Genomic DNA, 20228 nt, shown 5'->3' on the forward strand with positions numbered 1-20228 from the left:
ATTAAAATACAATAATGAATGGATGTGAATGGATGAAGCAAATGAAAACGATGATTTGGACATACATAAAAATAATGTTTGCCTTAACCATTTTAGGCGTAGGTATCAATATGTTTTTAGGCCCCCACCATATCGCAGCAGGCGGTGTAAGTGGTTTAGGTATTCTCTTAGAATCGGCTTTAGGTTTTGATCGTGCAATGGTCATTTTAGTATTAAATATCATCATGTTGGTATTAGCTCTTGTATTTCTTGGAAAAAAACCTTTTTTCAAAGTGCTTTTTGGAAGTCTTGTCTTTCCGCTGATTATTGCGGTCGTCCCTGAAATGATGGTAACGTCGGATCGTTTACTTTCAGTGATCTTTGGTAGTGCGATCTTTGCTCTGGGTGTCGCTATTTTATACAAAAATAATTCTTCAAGTGGCGGAACAACTATTCCACCACTGATCTTCAAAAAGTACTTTCATTTGAATACTTCGATTGGTTTATTGGTAACAGATGCGTTTGTTGTATCACTTAATTTATTTATTTTTGGGTTTGAAGAATTTTTATATGCCATTCTTTCGATCGTCATTACCTCGATTGTCATGTCTTATATTGAAACAGGAATGAATCGTAAAAAATCGATAATGGTGATGAGCGAAACCTCTATCGAAGAAATCCGCCAACGTTTAAGTGCGGAAATTGGTCGTGGCTTAACTTTATTAGAAGCAAAAGGTGGCTACAACCGCAAATCTAAAGAAGTTTTATTGATCGTCGTAACAGACCAGGAGTTTTCAAGAGTCAAACCATTGATCGAAGAAATCGACCCTACTGCTTTTGTGATTGTCAGCAGTGTAGCTGAAGTAACTGGTAGTGGCTTCACTTACCATCCAATTGAGTAATAAGAGGCTTATTCATAAATACTTCCTCTTCTATTTTTGTATTTCTTCTAAAAATTGATTCTGCTTAAATAATTTATCTAAAACGAGTGATGCCATAACGTGTAGTCGCTCGTTTTTTTTTTATGCCCATGCTGAAACGAATTAGTTGCCTTTCTCAATTAAGTTGTATACAATTTAATTGTACAAAATCAAATTTAAAGGAGTGTTTTTTATGAAAAAAATGTATTCTACAAAAATGATCAATACTGGTGGTCGTTCAGGTGAAGTTCATAGTCCAGATCATTCATTTGAACTTGCAATTGCGGCTCCTGGACGTCGTGTAGCCGATGCAACGAATCCTGAGCAATTATTTGCAGCAGGTTTCAGTGCTTGTTTCAATAGTGCGTTAGAATTGATCAAAAATCAAAAAAATATCTCTGGTGCTTCTACCATCAGTGCTCAAGTATCTTTGTATGCTGAAAATGAAATGAGTTTTGTTTTAGGCGTTGAAATTGAAGGTCATGTTGAAGGTCTTTCTTTAGAAGAAACACAAGAATTATTAGAAGCAGCTCATAAAGTTTGCCCATATTCTAAAGCAACTGCAGGTAATATTGAAGTGACATTGACTGCTGTTAACAGCTAGACATTTATTATAAAATCAGCTATGCTAACAAGGAACTACGAGAATCGAGGTGGAGAAAATGGAAGATTTATATTTAGAAAACCAGTTGTGCTTTCCTTTATATGCCACCTCTAAAGAAATCATTCGCTCGTACAACCCTTTGCTGAAGCCTTTAGATTTAACTTACACGCAATACCTGGTAATGCTTGTTTTATGGGAAAACCAACAAGTCACAATGAAAGAACTTGGTAGCTTACTTTGTTTAGATTCTGGAACCTTGACGCCCGTCATAAAAAAAATGGCTGACAAAGGCCTACTTCAAAGAAGAAGAGCAGATAAAGACGAGCGTATTACGATTCTATCACTGACTTCTAATGGAAAAGCTTTAGAAGAAAAAGCAAAAGATATTCCTGCTAAAATATTAGCGAGTCTTCCACTTGAACCGGATGAGCTTGTTCTTTTGCAAAAGCTCAGCAAGAAAATGCTAACTAATTTTCGGGAAAAAAACTAGGAACTAAACAGTCAAACTGCAGACATTGCTCATCAATGTCTGCAGTTTTTATTTTTTTCTTCCTAATTCCCTATTTCCGCTTTATAATCAAATATGTACGCTATGACTTAAATTACTTGGAGGTTGTTGATTTGTCTGTTTACCAACGCTTTTTGGCGAATGAAAAAATTCGTCGTATGACTGTTCTATTAATCATTATTGTAGTCCTTTTTCTTGTAAGAAGCATGATTACAACAATTTTACTAACTTTTATTTTTACGTATTTAATGATTCACTTAGTGCAAATTATCCAACGATTCATTAAGGTTCCAACCGGGGTATTAACCATTATTGTTTATGCTCTTGTGGTTTACCTAATCTATTTAGCATTTACAATTTATATCCCCGTCTTGGTACACCAAACATTTGACATGGTCAAATCAGTCATCAATTTCTATGAACATCAACCCAAAGACGCTGATCCGGTTTTACTTTATATCCATAATTACATTGAAAGAAATGATTTCTTTGAACAATTACAAAATGGTGCATCAATTGCTTTAGGCTATTTGCAAGACTTTGGTAAGATGGCTGTCGCCTTTACTATGTCTTTTATCTTAAGTTTCTTTTTTATGATCGAAAAGAAAAAAACAATCCTATTTTCCCGCTTATTCTTAAAAGGCGAATTTTCTTGGTTCTTCCAAGACATTTATTACTTTGCTGATAAATTTGTCAATACCTTTGGATTAGTATTAGAGGCACAGTTCATTATTGCTTTATTAAACACGATCCTCACAACGATTGCTTTAGCTGCTTTTGGTTTCCATCAGTTGCTTAGTTTAGCAATTATGATCTTTATTTTAAGTTTGATCCCAGTTGCTGGTGTCATTATCTCTTGTGTGCCCTTATCCTTTATTGCGTATTCTCAAGGTGGCATAAAAGATGTGGTTTACATCTTATTAACGATTTTAATCGTCCATTTACTTGAATCTTATGTATTGAATCCAAAATTGATGTCTAGTAAAACAGAATTACCGATTTTCTATACCTTTATTGTATTATTGATCAGCGAACGCTTTTTAGGAGTATGGGGTTTGATTGTTGGTATTCCAATTTTTACATTCTTATTAGATATATTAAAAGTGAAAGAAATTCCCAACCATCCCCTCAAAGAGTGACTTTCTTTGAATCAGAACCTGTAAGATTTACTTCAGTTTAATTGTCATAAAAATTTTGTGACGTCTCTAGCTCTGAGAAATAAGTCGAAGAATCCCTTCTAGTTAGGGCATTCTTCGGCTTATTTTCCGCTAAAATTTTCTAGAACACCGCACACTTGTCTTGTTAATCCTTACAAAGTAAATCCATCTTAGAAAAGATCTTTTTTTATAATAGGAGTTTTTTTAATCAAAAATCAGTTTTTCTGGTAAAAAATTAAAATTGGTATTATCATTAATTTATATTAATAAAAGGAGGAGATGTATCATGTGTACATCCATTGTTTATGCAACTAAAGATCATTATTTTGGACGAAACTTAGATTTAGAGCTTTCTTATGGACAAGTAGTGACAATTACGCCTAGAAACTATCCTTTTAAATTTCGTCGAACGGATCCTCTACCCTCTCACTATGCGTTAATTGGTATGGCTGCAGTTGTTGATAATTATCCGTTATATTTTGAAGCAACAAATGAAAAAGGACTTAGCATGGCAGGTTTGAATTTCCCTGAAAATGCTCATTACTTTGAAGAAGACTCTGGTAAAACCAATATCTCACCATTCGAATTTATCCCTTGGTTATTAGGAAAATGCGCAACAATCGATGAGGCAAAAAAATTACTTGCTGAGATCAACTTAGTAAATATCAATTTTAGTGAAGAACTTCCACTTTCTCCTCTTCACTGGATGCTTGCTGACCAAAATGAAGCTCTCGTGATCGAATCAACCATTGATGGTTTGAAAATTTACAATAATCCAGTCGGTGTATTAACAAATAATCCACCTTTTGATTATCAATTGTTTAATTTAAATAACTACCGTCATGTTTCTCCTACTGTATCTTCCAATCATTTTGCGAAAAATCTAGAGTTGGATGTGTATAGTCGTGGAATGGGTGGATTAGGCTTACCAGGCGATTTATCATCTGCTTCTCGTTTCGTAAAAGCTGCCTTTACAAAATGGCAATCAGTCTCAGGAGATTCAGAGATGGAGAGCGTGAACCAATTTTTCCATATATTAACATCCGTGGAACAACAAAAAGGATTGTGTGATGTAGGAAATGGGAAGTTTGAATATACGATCTATTCGTCTTGTTGTAACATGGACAAAGGGATCTATTACTATACTACTTACAACAATCACCAAATCACCGCAGTTGAAATGCATAAAGAAAATCTCGAAGGCACTGAATTGATTACTTATCCAGTGGTTGATCAAGAACAAATACATTATTTAAACAAATAAAAAATAAGTGATTCAATACTTATGGTTCATCACTTATTTTTCTAGTAATTTTCTAATTTATAAAGAAGAGAATGAGGATGTGCTCCTCATTCTCTTCTTTTAATAATAATATTATTTGTTTGCTTTAACTTTGTTTTTCACTATTTCGTAACTTTCTCACTCCGAAAATAGAGAAAATGATAAGTGTAAACCCAAGATACATAAAACTTGGTGTTGCTTTATCTGCTGTTTTTGGTAATTGATCACTTATACCATTACCAAGAGATTTTTCATTATCTAAGAAATTATCATTGTTTATTTCATAATTGTTTTCATTTTTAGGCGTTAAACTACCTGATAAAGACATCTGATGCGATTTTTCTTTGATCATATCTGGCAAAATTACTTGATTTTTCGTATTAACGTCAATTAAAGATTCCCCCACAGTTGGAAATTCTTCTTTCTTAGGTATCTCGATTTCCACTTGAGTTTTTTTCATTTCATCTGGCGTTGGATCAGTCGGTTCAACTGGATCTGGTTTTTCTTCCGGTGTTGGATCAGTCGGTTCAACTGGATCTGATTTTTCCTCCGGTGTTGGATCAGTCGGTTCAACTGGATCTGGTTTTTCTTCTGGCGTTGGATCAGTCGGTTCAACTGGATCTGGTTTTTCCTCCGGTGTTGGATCAGTCGGTTCGACTGGATCTGGTTTTTCCTCCGGTGTTGGATCAGTCGGTTCGACTGGATCTGGCTTTTCTTCTGGCGTTGGATCAGTCGGTTCGACTGGATCTGGTTTTTCTTCTGGCGTTGGATCAGTCGGTTCGACTGGATCTGGCTTTTCTTCTGGCGTTGGATCAGTCGGTTCAACTGGATCTGGTTTTTCCTCCGGTGTTGGATCAGTTGGTTCAATTTCTGGTAATTCGGTAAAATTATCCTCATCAACATTAAGCATTTCTTCAACTGTCTGACGTTGACTATAAGGCGTAAGATGCTGATTATCTGTCGGACTGCCATCAGCTACTTTGATCGTAAATAATGCTGGCTTTGTTAAATGTTGATTTAATGTTACAGTAAAGGTAAAACTAGCCTTATGTCCATTAATCTGAAGCGTAGTTGGATCGTACCCAATCGTCAATGCTGGATCAACATTCTCAAATACTACATTGGATTGTGAGATTGGTTGTCTATCGCCTGAATAGCTGACACTGGCTTTGACTGGTACCGTTTTTCCCACCGGAAATTTCATGATTCCTGAATTTGTTGTGGAAAATTCATCCTGTAGTGTGATACAATTCACGTTTGCCCACCCAGGCTCTTTCGTTTTAGTAACGATTGGGTGGTGCTCTTCAATCTTTACTTGTTGCGTTGCTTCGGCAGTTACCGATAGGCCTGTCAAAGCAACAGTAGCCATTATAAGTTTTAAGTGATTCATTTTTACATCTCCCCCGTTTCAAACACTTTTGGCTTGCAATACATAAGATAATACAAACGGCTAAAATATTATTACTGTTTTTTTGTTCAAAATAGCTAATTTTTTAGTAAAATGCTGGATGGAAAATCAAATGGAGGAATAACATGCAAACACAAGAAGCAATCAAAAAGTATCTTTTAAATAAAAAAAGTGTTACCAAGCTCAATATTTTTCTTTTTCTTGCAGAACACCCATTCTTCATTACCACTCACTACCTCGCTGATTATTTTGAGATGTCTGATTCTAATTTTTTGCTTTATCTTCAAGAATTAGAACAGGATTTTATGACACTTGATTTAGAAGATGTTTCTTTGATCAGGCAAAAGAAATTTGTCCAGTTAGATTTAAAGAATACAGATAGTGCAAAATGTTATTATGAATTATTTGGTAAATACTGTTTAGAATCAACAAATTTTAAAATTTTAACAGCCCTGTTAGAACCAACTGGTCATTCCATTGTTAGCATTAGTCAAACAACAAATTACAGCTCCTCTTATCTTTATTCCAAAATGAAAGCTGTCAATCAGTTCCTTAAATTGTATGGGATTGCATTTAAATTTACAGCTAAAGGAAAAAAAATCGTAGCAGGAACGGAAGTACAGATCCAGTATTGTTTTTTAGATGTTTATTGGAATATTTTTTCAAATACTTCTGTCCCCTATGGCATGGAAACCCCACAATCTATTACGTATGAACTAACAACTTATTTTAAACAAGAATTACTTGATGCCCTAAGTGGAGGGATGAAAGAGAAATTATTTTTACTATTAAAAATCTGTGTAGAGAACTTTCCAGTTACATCGTTGAAGAATGTCCAAAGAGAGTTTAAAGAATATGACTATATTGAATACTTGGTTACTCCAGAATTTGATTTGCTTAACGATCATTTATCTATTTGTCATGAACAGCGGGTTTTAATCAACCTGTTAGCAAGATTAGCGATCTCAAAACTAGAAAGTGACGAGCTTAGCTTTCAACATTACCAAATGTTACTAGAAGCTAATGTTCCTTACATCGTTTACTCTAAAAAGCTAGTGGAGTCTTTTAGCCGACACTTTCATTTAAAAGTACCAGTCAACCAACAAAAACTTTATGCCTTGAACTTTGCTCGAAATAAACTTTTCAGTACTTTTTTGAATCCTGATCAACCCAATACTCCTTTACCTACCTATACTTTATATGAAGGAAAAGAAAATTTTGAAAACTTACAAAATGAGATCAAACAATTCTACGTCACTTTTAGACAAAAAATCAGTAAAGAGCTGCCAGATCTATTGATCAAAGAAAATATGCAATGGATCGTTGAAGACTTACTTCATTTGTATGATCGCTTTAAACCTCAACACTCGATCGTCATAGGTATCAATTACACCAAGGATTTTTATGTGAGTAAAGATTTGATGGTCAAAATCGAGCAGATCTTTTCTTCCGAGTCGATCATCATCCAAAAAAATTATATGGAAGAATGTGATATCATCGTCAGTGACTGTCCCTTAGAGCATCTGCCGTCACATATCAAAAAAATCTATTTATTGGACAATTATGTGACACCGCAAGAATGGAAAAAAGTAATTACTCAAATTGCTGGATATATCTTTGAATTAAAACAAGAAAATGATTATACATCTTGCACACCATTTTCTAATAAATAATCCAATGCAGCCGTTCATGAAAAAATAGTCGACGAATCCTACTAAACAAAGGAAGCAGCCACTATTCCCATGTACGGCTTTTTCTATTGCACCTATAAATAACCTCCTATTTTTACGAGACATTCTTAAAATAACCAAAAAACCTTTGACTTTGCAACCGTTATTAAATTATATTAATTATAAATAAAGTAAAATAAATTGGAGGTTTTCATATGTCATTGATTGGAAAAAAAGTTGGAGAATTTACCGCACAAGCTTATAAAAACGGAGAATTTATCGATATCAGCGATGCTAATCTTACTGGTAATTGGAGTATTATTTGCTTTTATCCAGCAGATTTCACTTTCGTATGTCCGACAGAATTAGAGGATTTACAGGAACAATACGATGAATTAAAATCACTAGGCGTCCAAGTCTTTTCTTGTTCAACGGATACCCACTTTACACATAAAGCATGGCATGACTCATCTGAAGCTATCGGAAAAATAGAATATGCCATGATTGGCGACCCTTCTCACCACATTTCTCGTCTATTTGATGTATTGAATGAAGAAAGTGGACTTGCACAAAGAGGAACTTTTATCATAGATCCAGATGGTATCGTACAAGCAATGGAAATCAATGCTGATGGTATTGGACGTGACGCAAGTGCCTTGATTGACAAAATCAAAGCCGCACAATACGTACGTACGCATCCTGGTGAAGTTTGTCCAGCGAAATGGAAAGAAAGTGGTGAAACACTAAAACCTAGTTTCGATCTTGTTGGAAAGATTTAGAGGATGAGCCGATGTTAGATAAGGAAACGAAACAAAATTTAGCTCAATATCTTGATTTAATGGAAGCACCAGTTGTTTTTTCGGTTAGTACAGATGACACAGCCAATTCCCAACAACTATTCGAGTTTGTGAACGAAGTGGCAGATATGACTGATAAAATTACGGTTGAACAAAAGACGTTGCCACGTACCCCTAGCTTTGAAATCAATTCTTTACAAAAGACTAGCGGGATCACTTTCGCAGGTATTCCTTTAGGCCACGAGTTTGCATCTTTCCTCCTTGCTTTATTACAAGTAAGTGGACGACCACCTAAAATAGCTGATACTTTGATTCAATCCATTTTAGAAATTAATCAACCTCTACATTTTGAGAGCTATGTCAGTTTAACTTGTCACAACTGCCCTGATGTTGTTCAAGCGTTAAACATTTTAGCGGTTTTAAATCCGTTGATCACCCATACGATGATCGAAGGTGGGATGTATCAGCATGAAATCACTGAAAAACAAATCATGGCCGTGCCAACCGTCTTTTTAAACGAAAAAGAATTTGCTAGTGGACGAATGACGATTGAACAAATTTTAGGAAAAATAGCTGGCCCGAATCTAATGGAACAAAAGGAAATCAATACAAAAGAATTATTTGACGTTCTAGTTATCGGTGGTGGTCCAGCAGCAAGCAGCGCAGCGATTTACGCAGCTAGAAAAGGACTCCGCACTGGACTCGTAACTGATACACTTGGCGGACAAGTCGTAGAAACGTTAGGCATTGAAAATCTAATCGGTACACCTTACACAGAAGGTCCACGATTGATGAAACAAGTCGAAGAACATTTACGGTCTTATCCTGTTGATGTTATGACAAATCAACAAGTTGTGTCACTAAACAAAGGAGCAGATCTCTTTGAAATCAATTTAAAAAGCGGCAATCAGCTGAAATCAAAAACAACGATTGTTGCAACAGGAGCTCATTGGCGTTCAATCAATGTTCCTGGTGAAAAAGAATTTAAAAACAAAGGAATTGCCTATTGTCCTCATTGCGATGGTCCCCTCTTTGGCGGAAAAGAAATCGCAGTGATTGGTGGCGGAAATTCAGGGATTGAAGCTGCCATTGATTTAGCTGGGTTGGCGAAACATGTATATATTTTAGAGTTTCTTCCGACACTTAAAGCAGACCAAGTATTACAAGATAAACTAGCTACTTTAACAAATGTCACTGTCATTCTAAATGCCCAGACGAAAGAAATCAGTGGTCAGACAAAGGTTGATTCGTTGAGTTATATCGACCGTTCCACCCAGGAAGAACACACAATAGCTGTTTCAGGTGTGTTTATTCTGATTGGTTTGGTTCCTAATACGGATTGGTTAGTTGGAACACTTGAGTTAAATGATCGAGGAGAAATCATCACTGATGCCCATGGTGCTACCAGTGAAGCAGGACTTTACGCTGCTGGTGATTGCACAGATAGTGCTTATAAACAGATCATTATTGCTATGGGTTCGGGTGCTACAGCAGCCCTTGGTGCATTCGACTATTTGATGAGAAAAGAATAACTTTGCTACAAATCTCAAAAGGTTAAGACAAGTTTATTCATCAACTTGCCTTAGCCTTTTGTTTATTCTTTTTTTACAATTGCGATAAGTACACATTTATTGAACAAACGAATATAATAAAAGAAAACTTATCGTAGGAGGTGCTATCATGAATCAACGAATTTTCACCATGAGTTTCTCAAGTGTCTACCCTCTCTATGTAAAAAAAGCTGAGAAAAAAGGATACTCTCGGTCAGAAGTGGATGAAATCATCCGCTGGTTGACTGGTTATACCGAAGAAGAATTACAAAAACAACTGAAAAATGAAGTAACGTTCCAAGTCTTCTTTGAACAAGCACCCAAACTGAATCCAAACAGACAGTTGATAACTGGGGTGATTTGTGGTGTGCGAGTGGAAACGATCAAAGACCCACTGATGCAGGAAATACGTTATTTAGATAAGCTAATTGATGAACTTGCAAAAGGCAAGAAAATGGATAAAATATTAAGAAGCTAAATCAAAAACAGGTTTTTGTTTGGTAGAATAACCGTTTACCGTTACAATAGAATAAAAGGAGGTTATGTTATGTTTGAAATGATACGTACTAATTTTCAGCGTTACGCATTGCTAAGGTCAGCCATTTACATCATTGCCGGACTTGCAATTGTGATCAATCCGACAGCTGTATTCCATTTTATTGGCTACCTCATTACAGCGTATTTTGTTTTATTGGGGATTTTGAATCTTTTAGAAGCAAATAAAAACCGAAAACAAACGGGTGCATGGGGATTTGGTTTAATTAGCGGGATTGGCTTTTTTATTCTCGCACTAATCGTGTGGGTCTTTGCAGCAGCAATCGTCTCGCTCTTACCAGTTATCTTAGGTTTAGTTATTATCCTAAAAAGTCTCTTTCAATTATTCGTCGGACTTAACACCCGTTCGAAAGGTTGGAGTGCTTATAGTATTCTCTTATTGATTGGTGGTTTGATTTTATTATTCAATCCATTCAAAAGCGTCATGATACTCTTCCAATTATTTGGTGGGCTATTAATTTTCATGGGTATCTCAGAAATCATTACCTATTTCAAAGTGAACAAGAGATATTCGTAAGTAAATAAGAGGTTGCATGACTATTAGTTTACCTAGAAGATGGAAGAAGTTGCTTTTTCCAAATGACTTTCGTTTCTAGGGGTAAACTTTCTGATTGCTCCCTCTTTTTATTTGCTTTAAAATTTTTCATTCTCCGAGTCTCTGATTGCTGATTTCTTATGCAATCTCTTTTTACCACAAATAAAATAATTAATGTTATTATATATTTGAGACTATTGAATAAAGAAAGGTTTGACTATCTTATGGAGTTTATTGGTATCTTGTGTCTAATCCTTGTTGCAACTACAATTGGTTCGCATATTTCAAGAAGATTTGGGATTCCGGCTGTTATTGGGCAATTGTTAGTTGGTGTATTACTAGGACAAGCAGGACTTGGCTGGGTTCATCCAAATATTTTAGTTCATGATTTTTCTGAAATTGGTGTCATTTTGCTGATGTTCTTAGCAGGTTTGGAAAGTGATTTATCCTTATTGAAAAAATATTTTAAACCAGGCATGTTTGTAGCACTTTTAGGAATCCTCTTCCCTGTCTTTTTCGGTTGGCTTACTGGCGAGGCGTTTCAAGTAGCAAATAATGAAGCAATCTTTTTTGGGATTATTTTAGCTGCGACTTCTGTTAGTATCTCTGTCGAAGTACTAAAAGAACTGAATGTTGTGAATACGAAGGAAGGATCAACGATTCTAGGTGCCTCTGTCGTTGATGATATTCTGGTTGTTCTAGTGCTAAGCTTCAGTTTATCTTTTTTAACAGGTAAGTCTACGAGCAACCTACCCCTTCCTTTACTCTTGTTGGAACAACTATTCTATTTCTTATTTATCTTTTTATTAGTGAAATGGATCGCTCCATTTTTAATGTCTCTAGCAGAAAAAATCTATGCGAATTCAGCCATTATCATTATGTCATTAGTCATTTGCCTAGGAATGTCTTATTTAGCAGACCTGATTGGGTTAAGTTCAGTAATTGGGGCATTTTTTGCTGGGATTGCAGTGAGTCAAACAAAAGTAAAACATGAAGTTTACAATAATGTTGAAGCTTTAGGATATGCAGTATTCATCCCCGTCTTTTTTGTGAGTGTTGGTTTAGAAGTAGATTTTTCTAACTTTAGTGAACAGATACTATTTATTTTGATTTTGACACTCGTAGCGATTCTGACTAAACTTATTGGCGGATATATTGGAGCAAAATTCTCTGGTTTTTCTTCCAACAGTGCACTCATGGTAGGAGCTGGTATGATTTCTCGTGGTGAAATGGCACTGATTATTTTACAGATCGGACAACAAAGCAACTTGATTGAAAATCACTACTACTCTCCTTTAGTGATCGTTGTTTTGTTAAGTACTCTGATCTCACCTCTGATTCTTAAATATTTCACTAAAAAAGTATACGCCAATTAACTTACTATCTATCAATGAATGTTGTGATGATAATGTCCATTCGTTATACTAGAGAAAAAGGACGGTGAAAAATGGACTCAAGACTTAAATTGATTAGTGAGATGGTCGATCTGACTAACGAGATCACTTGGCGTAATAAACCAAAATTAGAACAAGTACTCGAAGGCTATTCTTTAAATGAGATCGACTTAATCGAAAAAGTAGCATCAATTCCAAATCCAAATGTAACCAAATTAGCAAATGCTAGTTACATGACTCGTGGAGCGATTAGTAAGCTAACTAAAAAAATGATCACTAACGGCTTACTTGAAAGCTATCAGAAACCTGAAAATAAAAAAGAGCGTTACTTTCGCCTGACAGCTGAAGGTCAGCGTATTAACAAAATGCATCAAAAGCTCCATGAAGAATTTCTTAAAGAAAATGAGGTCGTTTTTCAACAAATGACTAAGGAAGAGTTTGATACTGTTTTTCGTTTTATCGGTCGCTTTAGAGAAAATTTAAAAAGAACAAAACTAGAAAAATAAAGTGCATGTGTAATCAACCGTGATCTTAAGATCACGGTTTTTTTTGCTATCTGCTTCGTTAGATTTCATTCTTCTATCGTAGTATCTCTCTGTTTATTGTTGACAAGGAAACAATAAACAGATACTATATAAAATGTTTCCTGGGAAACATTTTATAGCTAAGGAGTTTTGATATGAATACAACAATCAACAAACATGCACTCGTTTTTGGTTTCACTTCGGTCTTTTTGATTGGATTAGGGTTAACAATCGTTAATCCGGTCATCCCATTTATGGTAGAGCAATACACAAAAAACACACAGCAACAAGCAACCACGGTGACACTACTCAGTGCGATCTATGCTTTTTCCATGTTTTTAGCCGCCCCTATGTTAGGCGCACTCAGTGATCGGTTTGGTCGGAAAATTATTTTGATCAGTAGTTTGTTTGGCTCTGCGATTGGGTACTATTTATTTGGCTTTGGTGGAGCTTTATGGATACTTTTTCTTGGTAGAATAATTGAGGGGTTAACCGGCGGCGAAATCTCAGCTATTCTTGCCTATTTTGCTGATTTGACGCCAATTGAAAGTCGAACAAAATATTTTGGATGGATTAGCGCGACGGTTGGGATTGGAACTGCAGCAGGTCCTTTGATTGGCGGGTTCTTGGCACAGTACGGACCAGCAACTCCCTTATACGTTGCCTCCTTTTTGTCTTTGAGTAATGCGGTTTACGGTTATTTTTTCATGCCTGAAAGTTTAACTAAACGTGAACGTACAAGAAATCTTTCTCTTCAGCAACTCAATCCCTTCAAGCAACTCCAATTGATTTTCACTTTTCGATCAGTCAAATGGTTATTGATCACAGGTTTTTTGATTTGGCTACCCAACGGTTCATTCCAAGCGATTTTTGCTCAATTTTCAATTGATACTTTCCATCTATCGCCAATTATCATCGGTTTTACTTTCTCGTTAATTGGCATTATGGACATTTTTGCTCAACTGTTGATTATGCCGATTTTATTACAATTTTGGCGAGAAAACCAGATCATTACTATGGGTATTACCAGTGAAATGATTGGTTATTCTGTCATCATCCTTTCCGCTTTTTATAGATCGATCCCCTGCTTTATCATCGGCATGGTCTTTTTCGGGCTAGGTGATGCGATTTTTAGTCCTTCCTATAATGGTTTGATTTCAACGTATGCTAGCAAAGAGGACCAAGGGAAAATCCAAGGGGCTTCACAAAGCATCCAAGCATTAGCTCGAGTGATCGGTCCGATGATTGGTGGTCAACTATATGCTACTTTCCATCATACGATGCCATTCATTATTGGATTCATTTTATTAGGTTTAGCTACTTTTATCGTTAAACCAAAAGTAAAAAGATCATTCTAAAGCATCCCTATATAAAAAAACTAATCGAGTGACTGTAGTATTCTAAATAATTTAGGTTTCCTAGCCCAAATGTAAGTAGTGACTACAGTCATTGATTAGTTTTATTCATTCGTCTATTGATAGTTTTGATTCAAGTATTGGAGCAACTCAGGTGCACGTTTCGTTGCAGAATCACCTTCTGCTTTATCTTCTAACATGCTGATCATGAGATAACCATTTGTATCAGGATTCATAGCAAATAGGAAGCTATTTTCTTGTCCTTTTTCATCTTGTTTTTCTTTGATTTCCGCTGTACCAGTTTTTGCTGCTATTGGTATGCCTAAAGCAGCTAAAGAATGAGCGGTACCATTCGTATCTTGAACAACATCTTTCAAATCTGGCAGAATCGTCTGTACAGCTGTTGAAGCAATGACATTTTGTTTAACTTTCGTTTCTTTATCCATCTCTAATTTTGGATAAACGAGATTTCCATTATTAGCAAAAACAGAATACATCGTTGCTTGTTGGATCGGATTGATCAATAGTTCTCCCTGCCCATAACCAGTATCTGCTAATAAGATTTCTGACTTGAAACTATCCTTATTTGAGATTTGTGCGGGATTCATGCTGATCGGCAAATCTAAGTCTTCCCCAAAAATGAATTTATTTAATCCTTCGCGGAATTTCTTCTCACCCATTTTCAAGGTTTCTTGAGCCATATAGATATTATCTGAATAAATCATTGCATTTCTCAGATTGACTTGAGGCACATCGCTGACACGAGTAACTTGATACGATCCCCATGATTGGTCTTTTTGCCATTTCAATCCATTGATCGTCAATACTTCGTCTGGATTCAGCGTTTGATTATCTAATCCGATTGCGGCAGTAATCATTTTAAATGTAGATCCGGGAGCGTAACCGGTAGCAAAACGACTAATAAATGGTTGGTCTTTATTTTCAGTATAGGCTTGATAATCTTCTTGGGAGATTCCATTTGTCATTTTGTTTGGATCATAACTTGGAGAGCTCGCTAATACTAACAACTCACCCGTTTTTGGCGAAGTCGCTACTGTTGAACCCGCTTTTCCACCTAAACTATCAAATGCGATTTTTTGAGCATCGGCATCAAGAGTTAATTTGATATCCTGACCATTTTTCACTTCTTGATCAATCAATACTTCTTTTTCTGTCCCATCAGCATCCGTAATACTCAATTTCCCCCCATTGGTGCCACGTAGTTCTTTGTCATAAGTCATTTCCAGACCAGAACGACCAATTTTACCATTACTACTTAACTCAGCATTCTTTTTGATATCTTCTGCTGAGATATCACCAACATAACCAATCAATTGCGCTGCTGCTTCGCCTAACGGATAGGTGCGACCATCAACTTCTTGGATCGCTGCTCCGCTTGGTAATTCGGGGGTTTGTCCATCAATGATTTTTAGAGGAACAAAGTAGTCTGGTTGTACCCAACTTTGAGAGATAGCTTGATTGATTTCATCTTCTGAAAGATCGAAAGCTGCAGCAATTGCTTTAATGTTTGCTGTTTTCTCTTCTTTTTCTCCCAGCTTTCTAGGAACGATCCCTAACTGTTTCAATTTGCCCGTCGTTGCTAATTTCTTTCCATTTCGATCAAGGATATCACCTCTTTTAGCTTCCTCACTAGTCAGACTTACTTTGTCTGTATCTTCCATTTGAGGAAAAATCAAGTTCGGCTGCCAGTTGATTTTGATCTGATCATTTTTATTTGTCAAAGTTCCTTTATATGATAGGTCTTTTAATTCGCCTAAGCTTGTATTCATTTTAGCTTTATAAGAAAAAGAATAGGTTTCACTATCTTTTTTCGTCACTTTTAAATTAGAGATTTCCAAGCCTTTTATGGCCACAGCTCCGTAAATGTTTTGGTATTTTTCAAGAGCTTCTTTTTCAGAAATTGTCTTCTTAGTCTGTGAATCAATTTGCGTGTATGACATCGCCTTTTTATAATCGCCAGTACTTAAACGTTCCGCAAACTGTTGGATCGTTTTTTCTCCTGCTGAAACCACTTGCTCTTCTTGCGTTTTTTGATAGTAAAAATACCCGCCACCAGCCGCAAGAACCAAAACAAGGGCACTTGTTAGATAAACACCAGTCTTGTTCCTACGATGATTGTCACTTCGTTTCATTTTGTCCCTCCGCTCACATTTTCTTATCTTAACTTCTATCCATTTTACCATAAGAAAAGAAGCTAGAACACAACGACAATCGCTTGTTTCTAACTTCTTACACTTTAAATAAAATGTAAATCTATTGGTCTAAAAACTGATTGATTGCTAATTGATTTTTTTCTAAATCAAGTTCTAGTACACTACCAGAAGGTGTGTAATCATTAAAATTCCAACTACCTTCAACTGGTACAGATAACGTATCAATTGGTTTGTCATCTTTTAAGAAATCAATGCCACAATCAATTAATACACTTTCAGGTAAATTCGTTTTAATACTTCCCAAGAGTTGACCTATTGCTTTTGGTAATTTAAGGATGGAAGTCACATCTTTTAATTGCTTAGAAATTGCTTTGATCACTTGTTGTTGTCTTCTGATCCGTCCAAAATCTCCTTCAGCATCTTCTCTAAAACGCGCATATTGCAATAAGGTATTCCCATCCATCGTTTGTTCACCTTTTTTGATGTATACACCATCCAAGTCTAAATCTTTCTCAGCATTGATATCTACACCGTTAGGGAATAGCTCATTGACACAATCAATGAAATCTTGGAAGGTGATACTCGCATAGTAAGGTGTTTCAAATTTGAAATTTTCTTTCAATGTTTGGTTCAAAAGATCAATCCCGCCATATGAATAAGCAGCGTTGATCTTATCTTGACCATGCCCAGGTATATCTACATAAGAATCACGCATAATCGAAACCAATTTTGCTTTTTTAGTTTTTTGATTATACTGAGCAATCATCAAAGAATCTGAACGTCCATTTTCTTCTTTCGACCGGGCATCAGAGCCAATCAACGCCACATTGATAATCTTAGGAACACTTTTGGCTTCTACTTTTGGTACATCGTCTGTTCGACTCGTTGAAGAATAACCATGAACAAACTCAAAAGAAAAATAGCCGATGACAATGACGACTGCCGTCAATAGACCTAAAATCACTTTTTGAAATGTTTTCATTTTCGATTCCTCTTTCTAACCGAACCTCTTACTTGAAATATAGCCATTTTTTTATTATGATAGTCCAATTGAGAGATTCTTAATTGTTCTTGTTTAACAGTTCAGGTTTCTTGAGTTGTAACCTCTCAACCTGCTTATTTTTCTCTTTCACTTGTCGAGACGAGATATTCAAAGCTAATCCAATAGCAAAAGACAAGATTAAATAGCTTGTTCCTCCGTAGCTGACAAATGGCAATGGTACACCTGTCATTGGAATTAAACCAAGGATACTTCCAATATTGATACTTGTCTGAACGAGTATCCATGTCCCTACACCAATTAAGATCAAAGTTGCCTGTTGGTTCTTTTGTTTCGTACTCTTTTGGAAGATTCGCATACATAATAAGAAAAGCAAAAACAAAACAAGTAATGCGCCTATCAACCCAAACTCCTCAGCAATGACTGAGAAAATAAAATCTGTTTCGGATTCAGGGAGATAACCTTTTTTAGTTATACTATTCCCCATTCCTCGACCAAATAGGCCACCGTTGTATAGTGCATAGTAAGAGTTACTCATCTGGTATCCTGCACCATGTTCATCTAAAAAAGGATTATGAACCATTGCGATTCGGTCATAAGCGTGTTCAAAAAATGAAGGTAACAAATGATGCTTTTCAAGTAGTAAAACTAAGCCAGCTACTAAGATCAAGCTAGCAATCGCTGCTCCGATAATTATCAGCCCTTTTTTAATGGGAATAGCTGCAGCCCAAAAGATAGCTCCAGCAATAGCTAAAATCATCAGTGCTCCCGCAATTTTAGGTTGAAACAAAACAAGCACGGCGATTCCGCCCACGATCAACACTGGTATATGAAGTTTCTCAGGAACACTGCGGTCATTTCTAAAAAAACGACTTAAATATAAAATCAAAAAAATGGTTGCGATTTCTGACGGTTGAAACTGGATTCCAGCGATTGAAACCCACCGCTGGGCACCATTAACTGTTACAGCAAAAATCCCGAGTTTCATCATCGCTAATAATAAGCCCGATACAATCAATCCAGCTTTTATTATTCTTGGTTTCAGTAGAACTTGTAATCTGATGGAATAGGTCAATACAATTACTCCCCAACTAAGAATAATAAACAAAAATTGCCGAATAAATAAGCTTTTAGGATCACTTCCTGCTACCAATAAACGATAGGAACTAGCACTATATATCTCTAAAAGACCGACAATTGACAAAGCCAAATAAGGGCCTAAAATCAACCAGTCGATCTTTCTGTTTTTCCACATCGCATATCCCCCTCCTCTTACACAAGTTAGGCGAACACGAGCAGTTAAATATAGAATCAGTTATAGAATATAAGGAAAGGTCAGAAACCTTTTCGAACAAGAATTCTGACCTAGCATCATCTCATCGTCCGAGTTTTAGCACTATACAACGTAAAGAAACACTCTTAGCTATTTGAAAAAGCCTTAATCCGACAATTCCTGTTTGACTCATTGGCGTCTTTCGACGTTTCTGAGCAATAGCATATGTTTGTATAGGAGCCTCACCTAACAAGGTTATTACTATTTTTATTTTTTACAGAGTTAATAGTAAGCTTCTTTAACTATTTTAGCAATCATTTATTTGATAAAAAAACAAAATTAATCAATCTTTAATATATTTCCCCTTTTTAGGAAGTCGTTTAGTATGAAAATACCTTGCTGACTTGATTGATTTTTCTGTTTTAATTTTCTTTTTTTCACTTTTCGGAATAAATTTTCAAGTTATCTTAACATTTACATACCAGTTTATTCATGCATTAAAAAGTCTCATATTTGCCTTTTTACTTGCCTATTTTAAATAAAACTTTGAATCATTCGGTTTACCTAAAAAAACTTTATTGTTTTTTATAACTAAAAAATGTTTTAGCTAAATTTTATTTCTTACTCCATTCATGAAAGAAATGAACTTACGCCAATATTATAATAATATTTTTAGGATTATACATCCTCTAAAAATAACATATTTATCGTCATGTGGTTCACTTTGGCCTAGGGATGGTAAAGATTTCCCCTAAGGTTGCATAATCATTCCCTGCTAATCGACTAACTGGTTGTAGTTTCTTGGGATTGATCTTCCCAGATACTGGATCATATACCTCTTCATTTAATTGATACGTATGGATTTTTAATAAGAAAAGATCGGCAGTAACTTCTTGCTCATTCTTAATTTCGAGATGGTCATATAAATCTGTTTCAAAAACAATTTTTGACTCATTGATTGGTGGAATTGAACCATTCCTATTTATTTTCGTAGTCAAGTTAGTCAAGGTTAGCTCACTTTCTTCTTGCGGAAGAGTTGCTGCTGTTTTATTGACCTCCACCACATTTTGCTCATCTAAAACTTGGATAATTGCTTCTTTCCTTATTAAGATATTTTTAGCAGTATCTTTCATCTGCTCATTTTTTCTTTGGACAGCCAACGAAACGATGGGTGGATTTGAACTAACGATATTAAAATAGCTGAATGGCGCAATGTTTAAGTTCCCTTTCTCAGTTAATGTTGAAACAACAGCTACTGGTCTGGGAATAATTGAACCAATCAGTAATTTATAATTTTCTCTTTCTGTTAATTGAGATGACAAACGTGTAAACATCTACTCCCCTACTTTCATTTGACAGAATCAAAAGCTGTTCTCCTGTCTAGATTTAGTCAGACACTATTTTTTACTATCTATCATTGTTCTTTTTTTGTCAAGAATCCGTCTTGGAAGCGTTGCTTATTACGTTTTTGCCTCTATATAAAGAGCTGTGCATTGTTTAGCAAGTATTTATTTTGCTGTTTATGGCTATTTCAACTAAAATA

At 35.6% G+C, this 20228-nt stretch carries 18 protein-coding genes and 1 riboswitch; of the genes, 13 read left to right on the forward strand and 5 right to left on the reverse strand.

Annotated elements, in window-relative coordinates:
• Positions 1-32: 32 nt before the first annotated feature.
• From IGJ32_RS06650 to bsh, 5 genes are all read left to right on the forward strand, one after another.
• The gene (locus tag IGJ32_RS06650) at positions 33-881 is read left to right on the forward strand and encodes a YitT family protein (RefSeq protein WP_010719119.1); all 849 of its coding nucleotides are present in this window, start codon (positions 33-35) and stop codon (positions 879-881) included.
• A 211-nt stretch (positions 882-1092) separates the two neighbouring features.
• A complete protein-coding gene (locus IGJ32_RS06655) occupies positions 1093-1503 on the forward strand; it encodes an organic hydroperoxide resistance protein (protein ID WP_010719118.1) in 411 nt (136 codons plus the stop codon).
• 58 nt (positions 1504-1561) lie between these two features.
• On the forward strand, positions 1562-1993 hold the full coding sequence (locus IGJ32_RS06660) for a MarR family winged helix-turn-helix transcriptional regulator (RefSeq protein WP_342081735.1): 432 nt from the start codon (positions 1562-1564) through the stop codon (positions 1991-1993).
• A gap of 131 nt (positions 1994-2124) precedes the next feature.
• Positions 2125-3150 carry an AI-2E family transporter gene (locus tag IGJ32_RS06665; protein ID WP_010737621.1) on the forward strand — a complete coding sequence of 342 codons (1026 nt, stop codon included), beginning with the start codon at positions 2125-2127 and terminating at the stop codon, positions 3148-3150.
• 304 nt (positions 3151-3454) lie between these two features.
• The gene (bsh, locus tag IGJ32_RS06670; RefSeq protein WP_034866541.1) at positions 3455-4432 is read left to right on the forward strand and encodes a choloylglycine hydrolase; all 978 of its coding nucleotides are present in this window, start codon (positions 3455-3457) and stop codon (positions 4430-4432) included.
• A 124-nt stretch (positions 4433-4556) separates the two neighbouring features.
• Here bsh and IGJ32_RS06675 read toward each other — a convergent pair whose 3' ends face one another.
• On the reverse strand, positions 4557-5840 hold the full coding sequence (locus tag IGJ32_RS06675) for an LPXTG cell wall anchor domain-containing protein (protein ID WP_373168863.1): 1284 nt from the start codon (positions 5838-5840) through the stop codon (positions 4557-4559).
• Positions 5841-5983: 143 nt separating this feature from the next.
• On the opposite strand from IGJ32_RS06675, the gene IGJ32_RS06680 reads away from it, so the two are divergent.
• From IGJ32_RS06680 to IGJ32_RS06715, 8 genes are all read left to right on the forward strand, one after another.
• Positions 5984-7531 carry a helix-turn-helix domain-containing protein gene (locus IGJ32_RS06680; RefSeq protein WP_034698053.1) on the forward strand — a complete coding sequence of 516 codons (1548 nt, stop codon included), beginning with the start codon at positions 5984-5986 and terminating at the stop codon, positions 7529-7531.
• A 212-nt stretch (positions 7532-7743) separates the two neighbouring features.
• Positions 7744-8307, forward strand: a complete 564-nt coding sequence (gene ahpC / locus IGJ32_RS06685; protein ID WP_010737626.1) for an alkyl hydroperoxide reductase subunit C — start codon at positions 7744-7746, stop codon at positions 8305-8307.
• Positions 8308-8318: 11 nt separating this feature from the next.
• Complete coding sequence (gene ahpF / locus IGJ32_RS06690; protein ID WP_373168865.1) at positions 8319-9857, forward strand: alkyl hydroperoxide reductase subunit F; 1539 nt, start codon at positions 8319-8321, stop codon at positions 9855-9857.
• A 148-nt stretch (positions 9858-10005) separates the two neighbouring features.
• Positions 10006-10353, forward strand: a complete 348-nt coding sequence (locus IGJ32_RS06695) for a DUF2200 domain-containing protein (protein ID WP_342081738.1) — start codon at positions 10006-10008, stop codon at positions 10351-10353.
• 69 nt (positions 10354-10422) lie between these two features.
• Positions 10423-10947, forward strand: a complete 525-nt coding sequence (locus IGJ32_RS06700; protein WP_096709089.1) for a DUF308 domain-containing protein — start codon at positions 10423-10425, stop codon at positions 10945-10947.
• 242 nt (positions 10948-11189) lie between these two features.
• Positions 11190-12341 (forward strand): cation:proton antiporter, encoded by a 1152-nt coding sequence (locus tag IGJ32_RS06705; RefSeq protein WP_010719107.1) that lies wholly within the window; start codon positions 11190-11192, stop codon positions 12339-12341.
• A gap of 71 nt (positions 12342-12412) precedes the next feature.
• On the forward strand, positions 12413-12865 hold the full coding sequence (locus IGJ32_RS06710) for a MarR family transcriptional regulator (RefSeq protein ID WP_063627145.1): 453 nt from the start codon (positions 12413-12415) through the stop codon (positions 12863-12865).
• A 173-nt stretch (positions 12866-13038) separates the two neighbouring features.
• Positions 13039-14241 (forward strand): MFS transporter, encoded by a 1203-nt coding sequence (locus tag IGJ32_RS06715; protein WP_342081739.1) that lies wholly within the window; start codon positions 13039-13041, stop codon positions 14239-14241.
• A gap of 113 nt (positions 14242-14354) precedes the next feature.
• Here IGJ32_RS06715 and IGJ32_RS06720 read toward each other — a convergent pair whose 3' ends face one another.
• The 4 genes from IGJ32_RS06720 to IGJ32_RS06735 all read right to left on the reverse strand — a co-directional run bounded on the left by IGJ32_RS06720 (position 14355) and on the right by IGJ32_RS06735 (position 20019).
• Complete coding sequence (locus IGJ32_RS06720) at positions 14355-16391, reverse strand: penicillin-binding transpeptidase domain-containing protein (RefSeq protein WP_342081740.1); 2037 nt, start codon at positions 16389-16391, stop codon at positions 14355-14357.
• 121 nt (positions 16392-16512) lie between these two features.
• Positions 16513-17394: an LCP family protein gene (locus IGJ32_RS06725; RefSeq protein WP_053766844.1), complete on the reverse strand. Its 882-nt coding sequence runs from the start codon at positions 17392-17394 to the stop codon at positions 16513-16515.
• Between the two features lie 79 nt (positions 17395-17473).
• The gene (locus IGJ32_RS06730) at positions 17474-18667 is read right to left on the reverse strand and encodes an FtsW/RodA/SpoVE family cell cycle protein (protein WP_034698076.1); all 1194 of its coding nucleotides are present in this window, start codon (positions 18665-18667) and stop codon (positions 17474-17476) included.
• A gap of 113 nt (positions 18668-18780) precedes the next feature.
• A riboswitch (M-box (ykoK) riboswitch) is annotated at positions 18781-18946 on the reverse strand.
• A gap of 458 nt (positions 18947-19404) precedes the next feature.
• Positions 19405-20019: a flavin reductase family protein gene (locus IGJ32_RS06735; protein ID WP_342081741.1), complete on the reverse strand. Its 615-nt coding sequence runs from the start codon at positions 20017-20019 to the stop codon at positions 19405-19407.
• Positions 20020-20228: the final 209 nt, after the last annotated feature.

This window comes from Enterococcus sp. DIV1639a (assembly GCF_050530445.1).
Classification (GTDB): domain Bacteria; phylum Bacillota; class Bacilli; order Lactobacillales; family Enterococcaceae; genus Enterococcus_B; species Enterococcus_B hirae.

What these genes read in the sequence shown, in the direction of transcription:
- IGJ32_RS06695 (WP_342081738.1), top strand. Translation starts at nt 10,006, where the DNA reads ATGAATCAACGAATTTTCACCATGAGTTTCTCAAGTGTCTACCCTCTC.
- IGJ32_RS06730 (WP_034698076.1), bottom strand. Translation starts at nt 18,667, where the DNA reads ATGTGGAAAAACAGAAAGATCGACTGGTTGATTTTAGGCCCTTATTTG.
- IGJ32_RS06725 (WP_053766844.1), bottom strand. Translation starts at nt 17,394, where the DNA reads ATGAAAACATTTCAAAAAGTGATTTTAGGTCTATTGACGGCAGTCGTC.
- IGJ32_RS06710 (WP_063627145.1), top strand. Translation starts at nt 12,413, where the DNA reads ATGGACTCAAGACTTAAATTGATTAGTGAGATGGTCGATCTGACTAAC.
- IGJ32_RS06735 (WP_342081741.1), bottom strand. Translation starts at nt 20,019, where the DNA reads ATGTTTACACGTTTGTCATCTCAATTAACAGAAAGAGAAAATTATAAA.
- IGJ32_RS06700 (WP_096709089.1), top strand. Translation starts at nt 10,423, where the DNA reads ATGTTTGAAATGATACGTACTAATTTTCAGCGTTACGCATTGCTAAGG.
- ahpF (WP_373168865.1), top strand. Translation starts at nt 8,319, where the DNA reads ATGTTAGATAAGGAAACGAAACAAAATTTAGCTCAATATCTTGATTTA.
- IGJ32_RS06675 (WP_373168863.1), bottom strand. Translation starts at nt 5,840, where the DNA reads ATGAATCACTTAAAACTTATAATGGCTACTGTTGCTTTGACAGGCCTA.
- ahpC (WP_010737626.1), top strand. Translation starts at nt 7,744, where the DNA reads ATGTCATTGATTGGAAAAAAAGTTGGAGAATTTACCGCACAAGCTTAT.
- IGJ32_RS06650 (WP_010719119.1), top strand. Translation starts at nt 33, where the DNA reads ATGAAGCAAATGAAAACGATGATTTGGACATACATAAAAATAATGTTT.
- IGJ32_RS06655 (WP_010719118.1), top strand. Translation starts at nt 1,093, where the DNA reads ATGAAAAAAATGTATTCTACAAAAATGATCAATACTGGTGGTCGTTCA.
- IGJ32_RS06705 (WP_010719107.1), top strand. Translation starts at nt 11,190, where the DNA reads ATGGAGTTTATTGGTATCTTGTGTCTAATCCTTGTTGCAACTACAATT.
- IGJ32_RS06720 (WP_342081740.1), bottom strand. Translation starts at nt 16,391, where the DNA reads ATGAAACGAAGTGACAATCATCGTAGGAACAAGACTGGTGTTTATCTA.
- IGJ32_RS06680 (WP_034698053.1), top strand. Translation starts at nt 5,984, where the DNA reads ATGCAAACACAAGAAGCAATCAAAAAGTATCTTTTAAATAAAAAAAGT.
- IGJ32_RS06715 (WP_342081739.1), top strand. Translation starts at nt 13,039, where the DNA reads ATGAATACAACAATCAACAAACATGCACTCGTTTTTGGTTTCACTTCG.
- IGJ32_RS06660 (WP_342081735.1), top strand. Translation starts at nt 1,562, where the DNA reads ATGGAAGATTTATATTTAGAAAACCAGTTGTGCTTTCCTTTATATGCC.
- bsh (WP_034866541.1), top strand. Translation starts at nt 3,455, where the DNA reads ATGTGTACATCCATTGTTTATGCAACTAAAGATCATTATTTTGGACGA.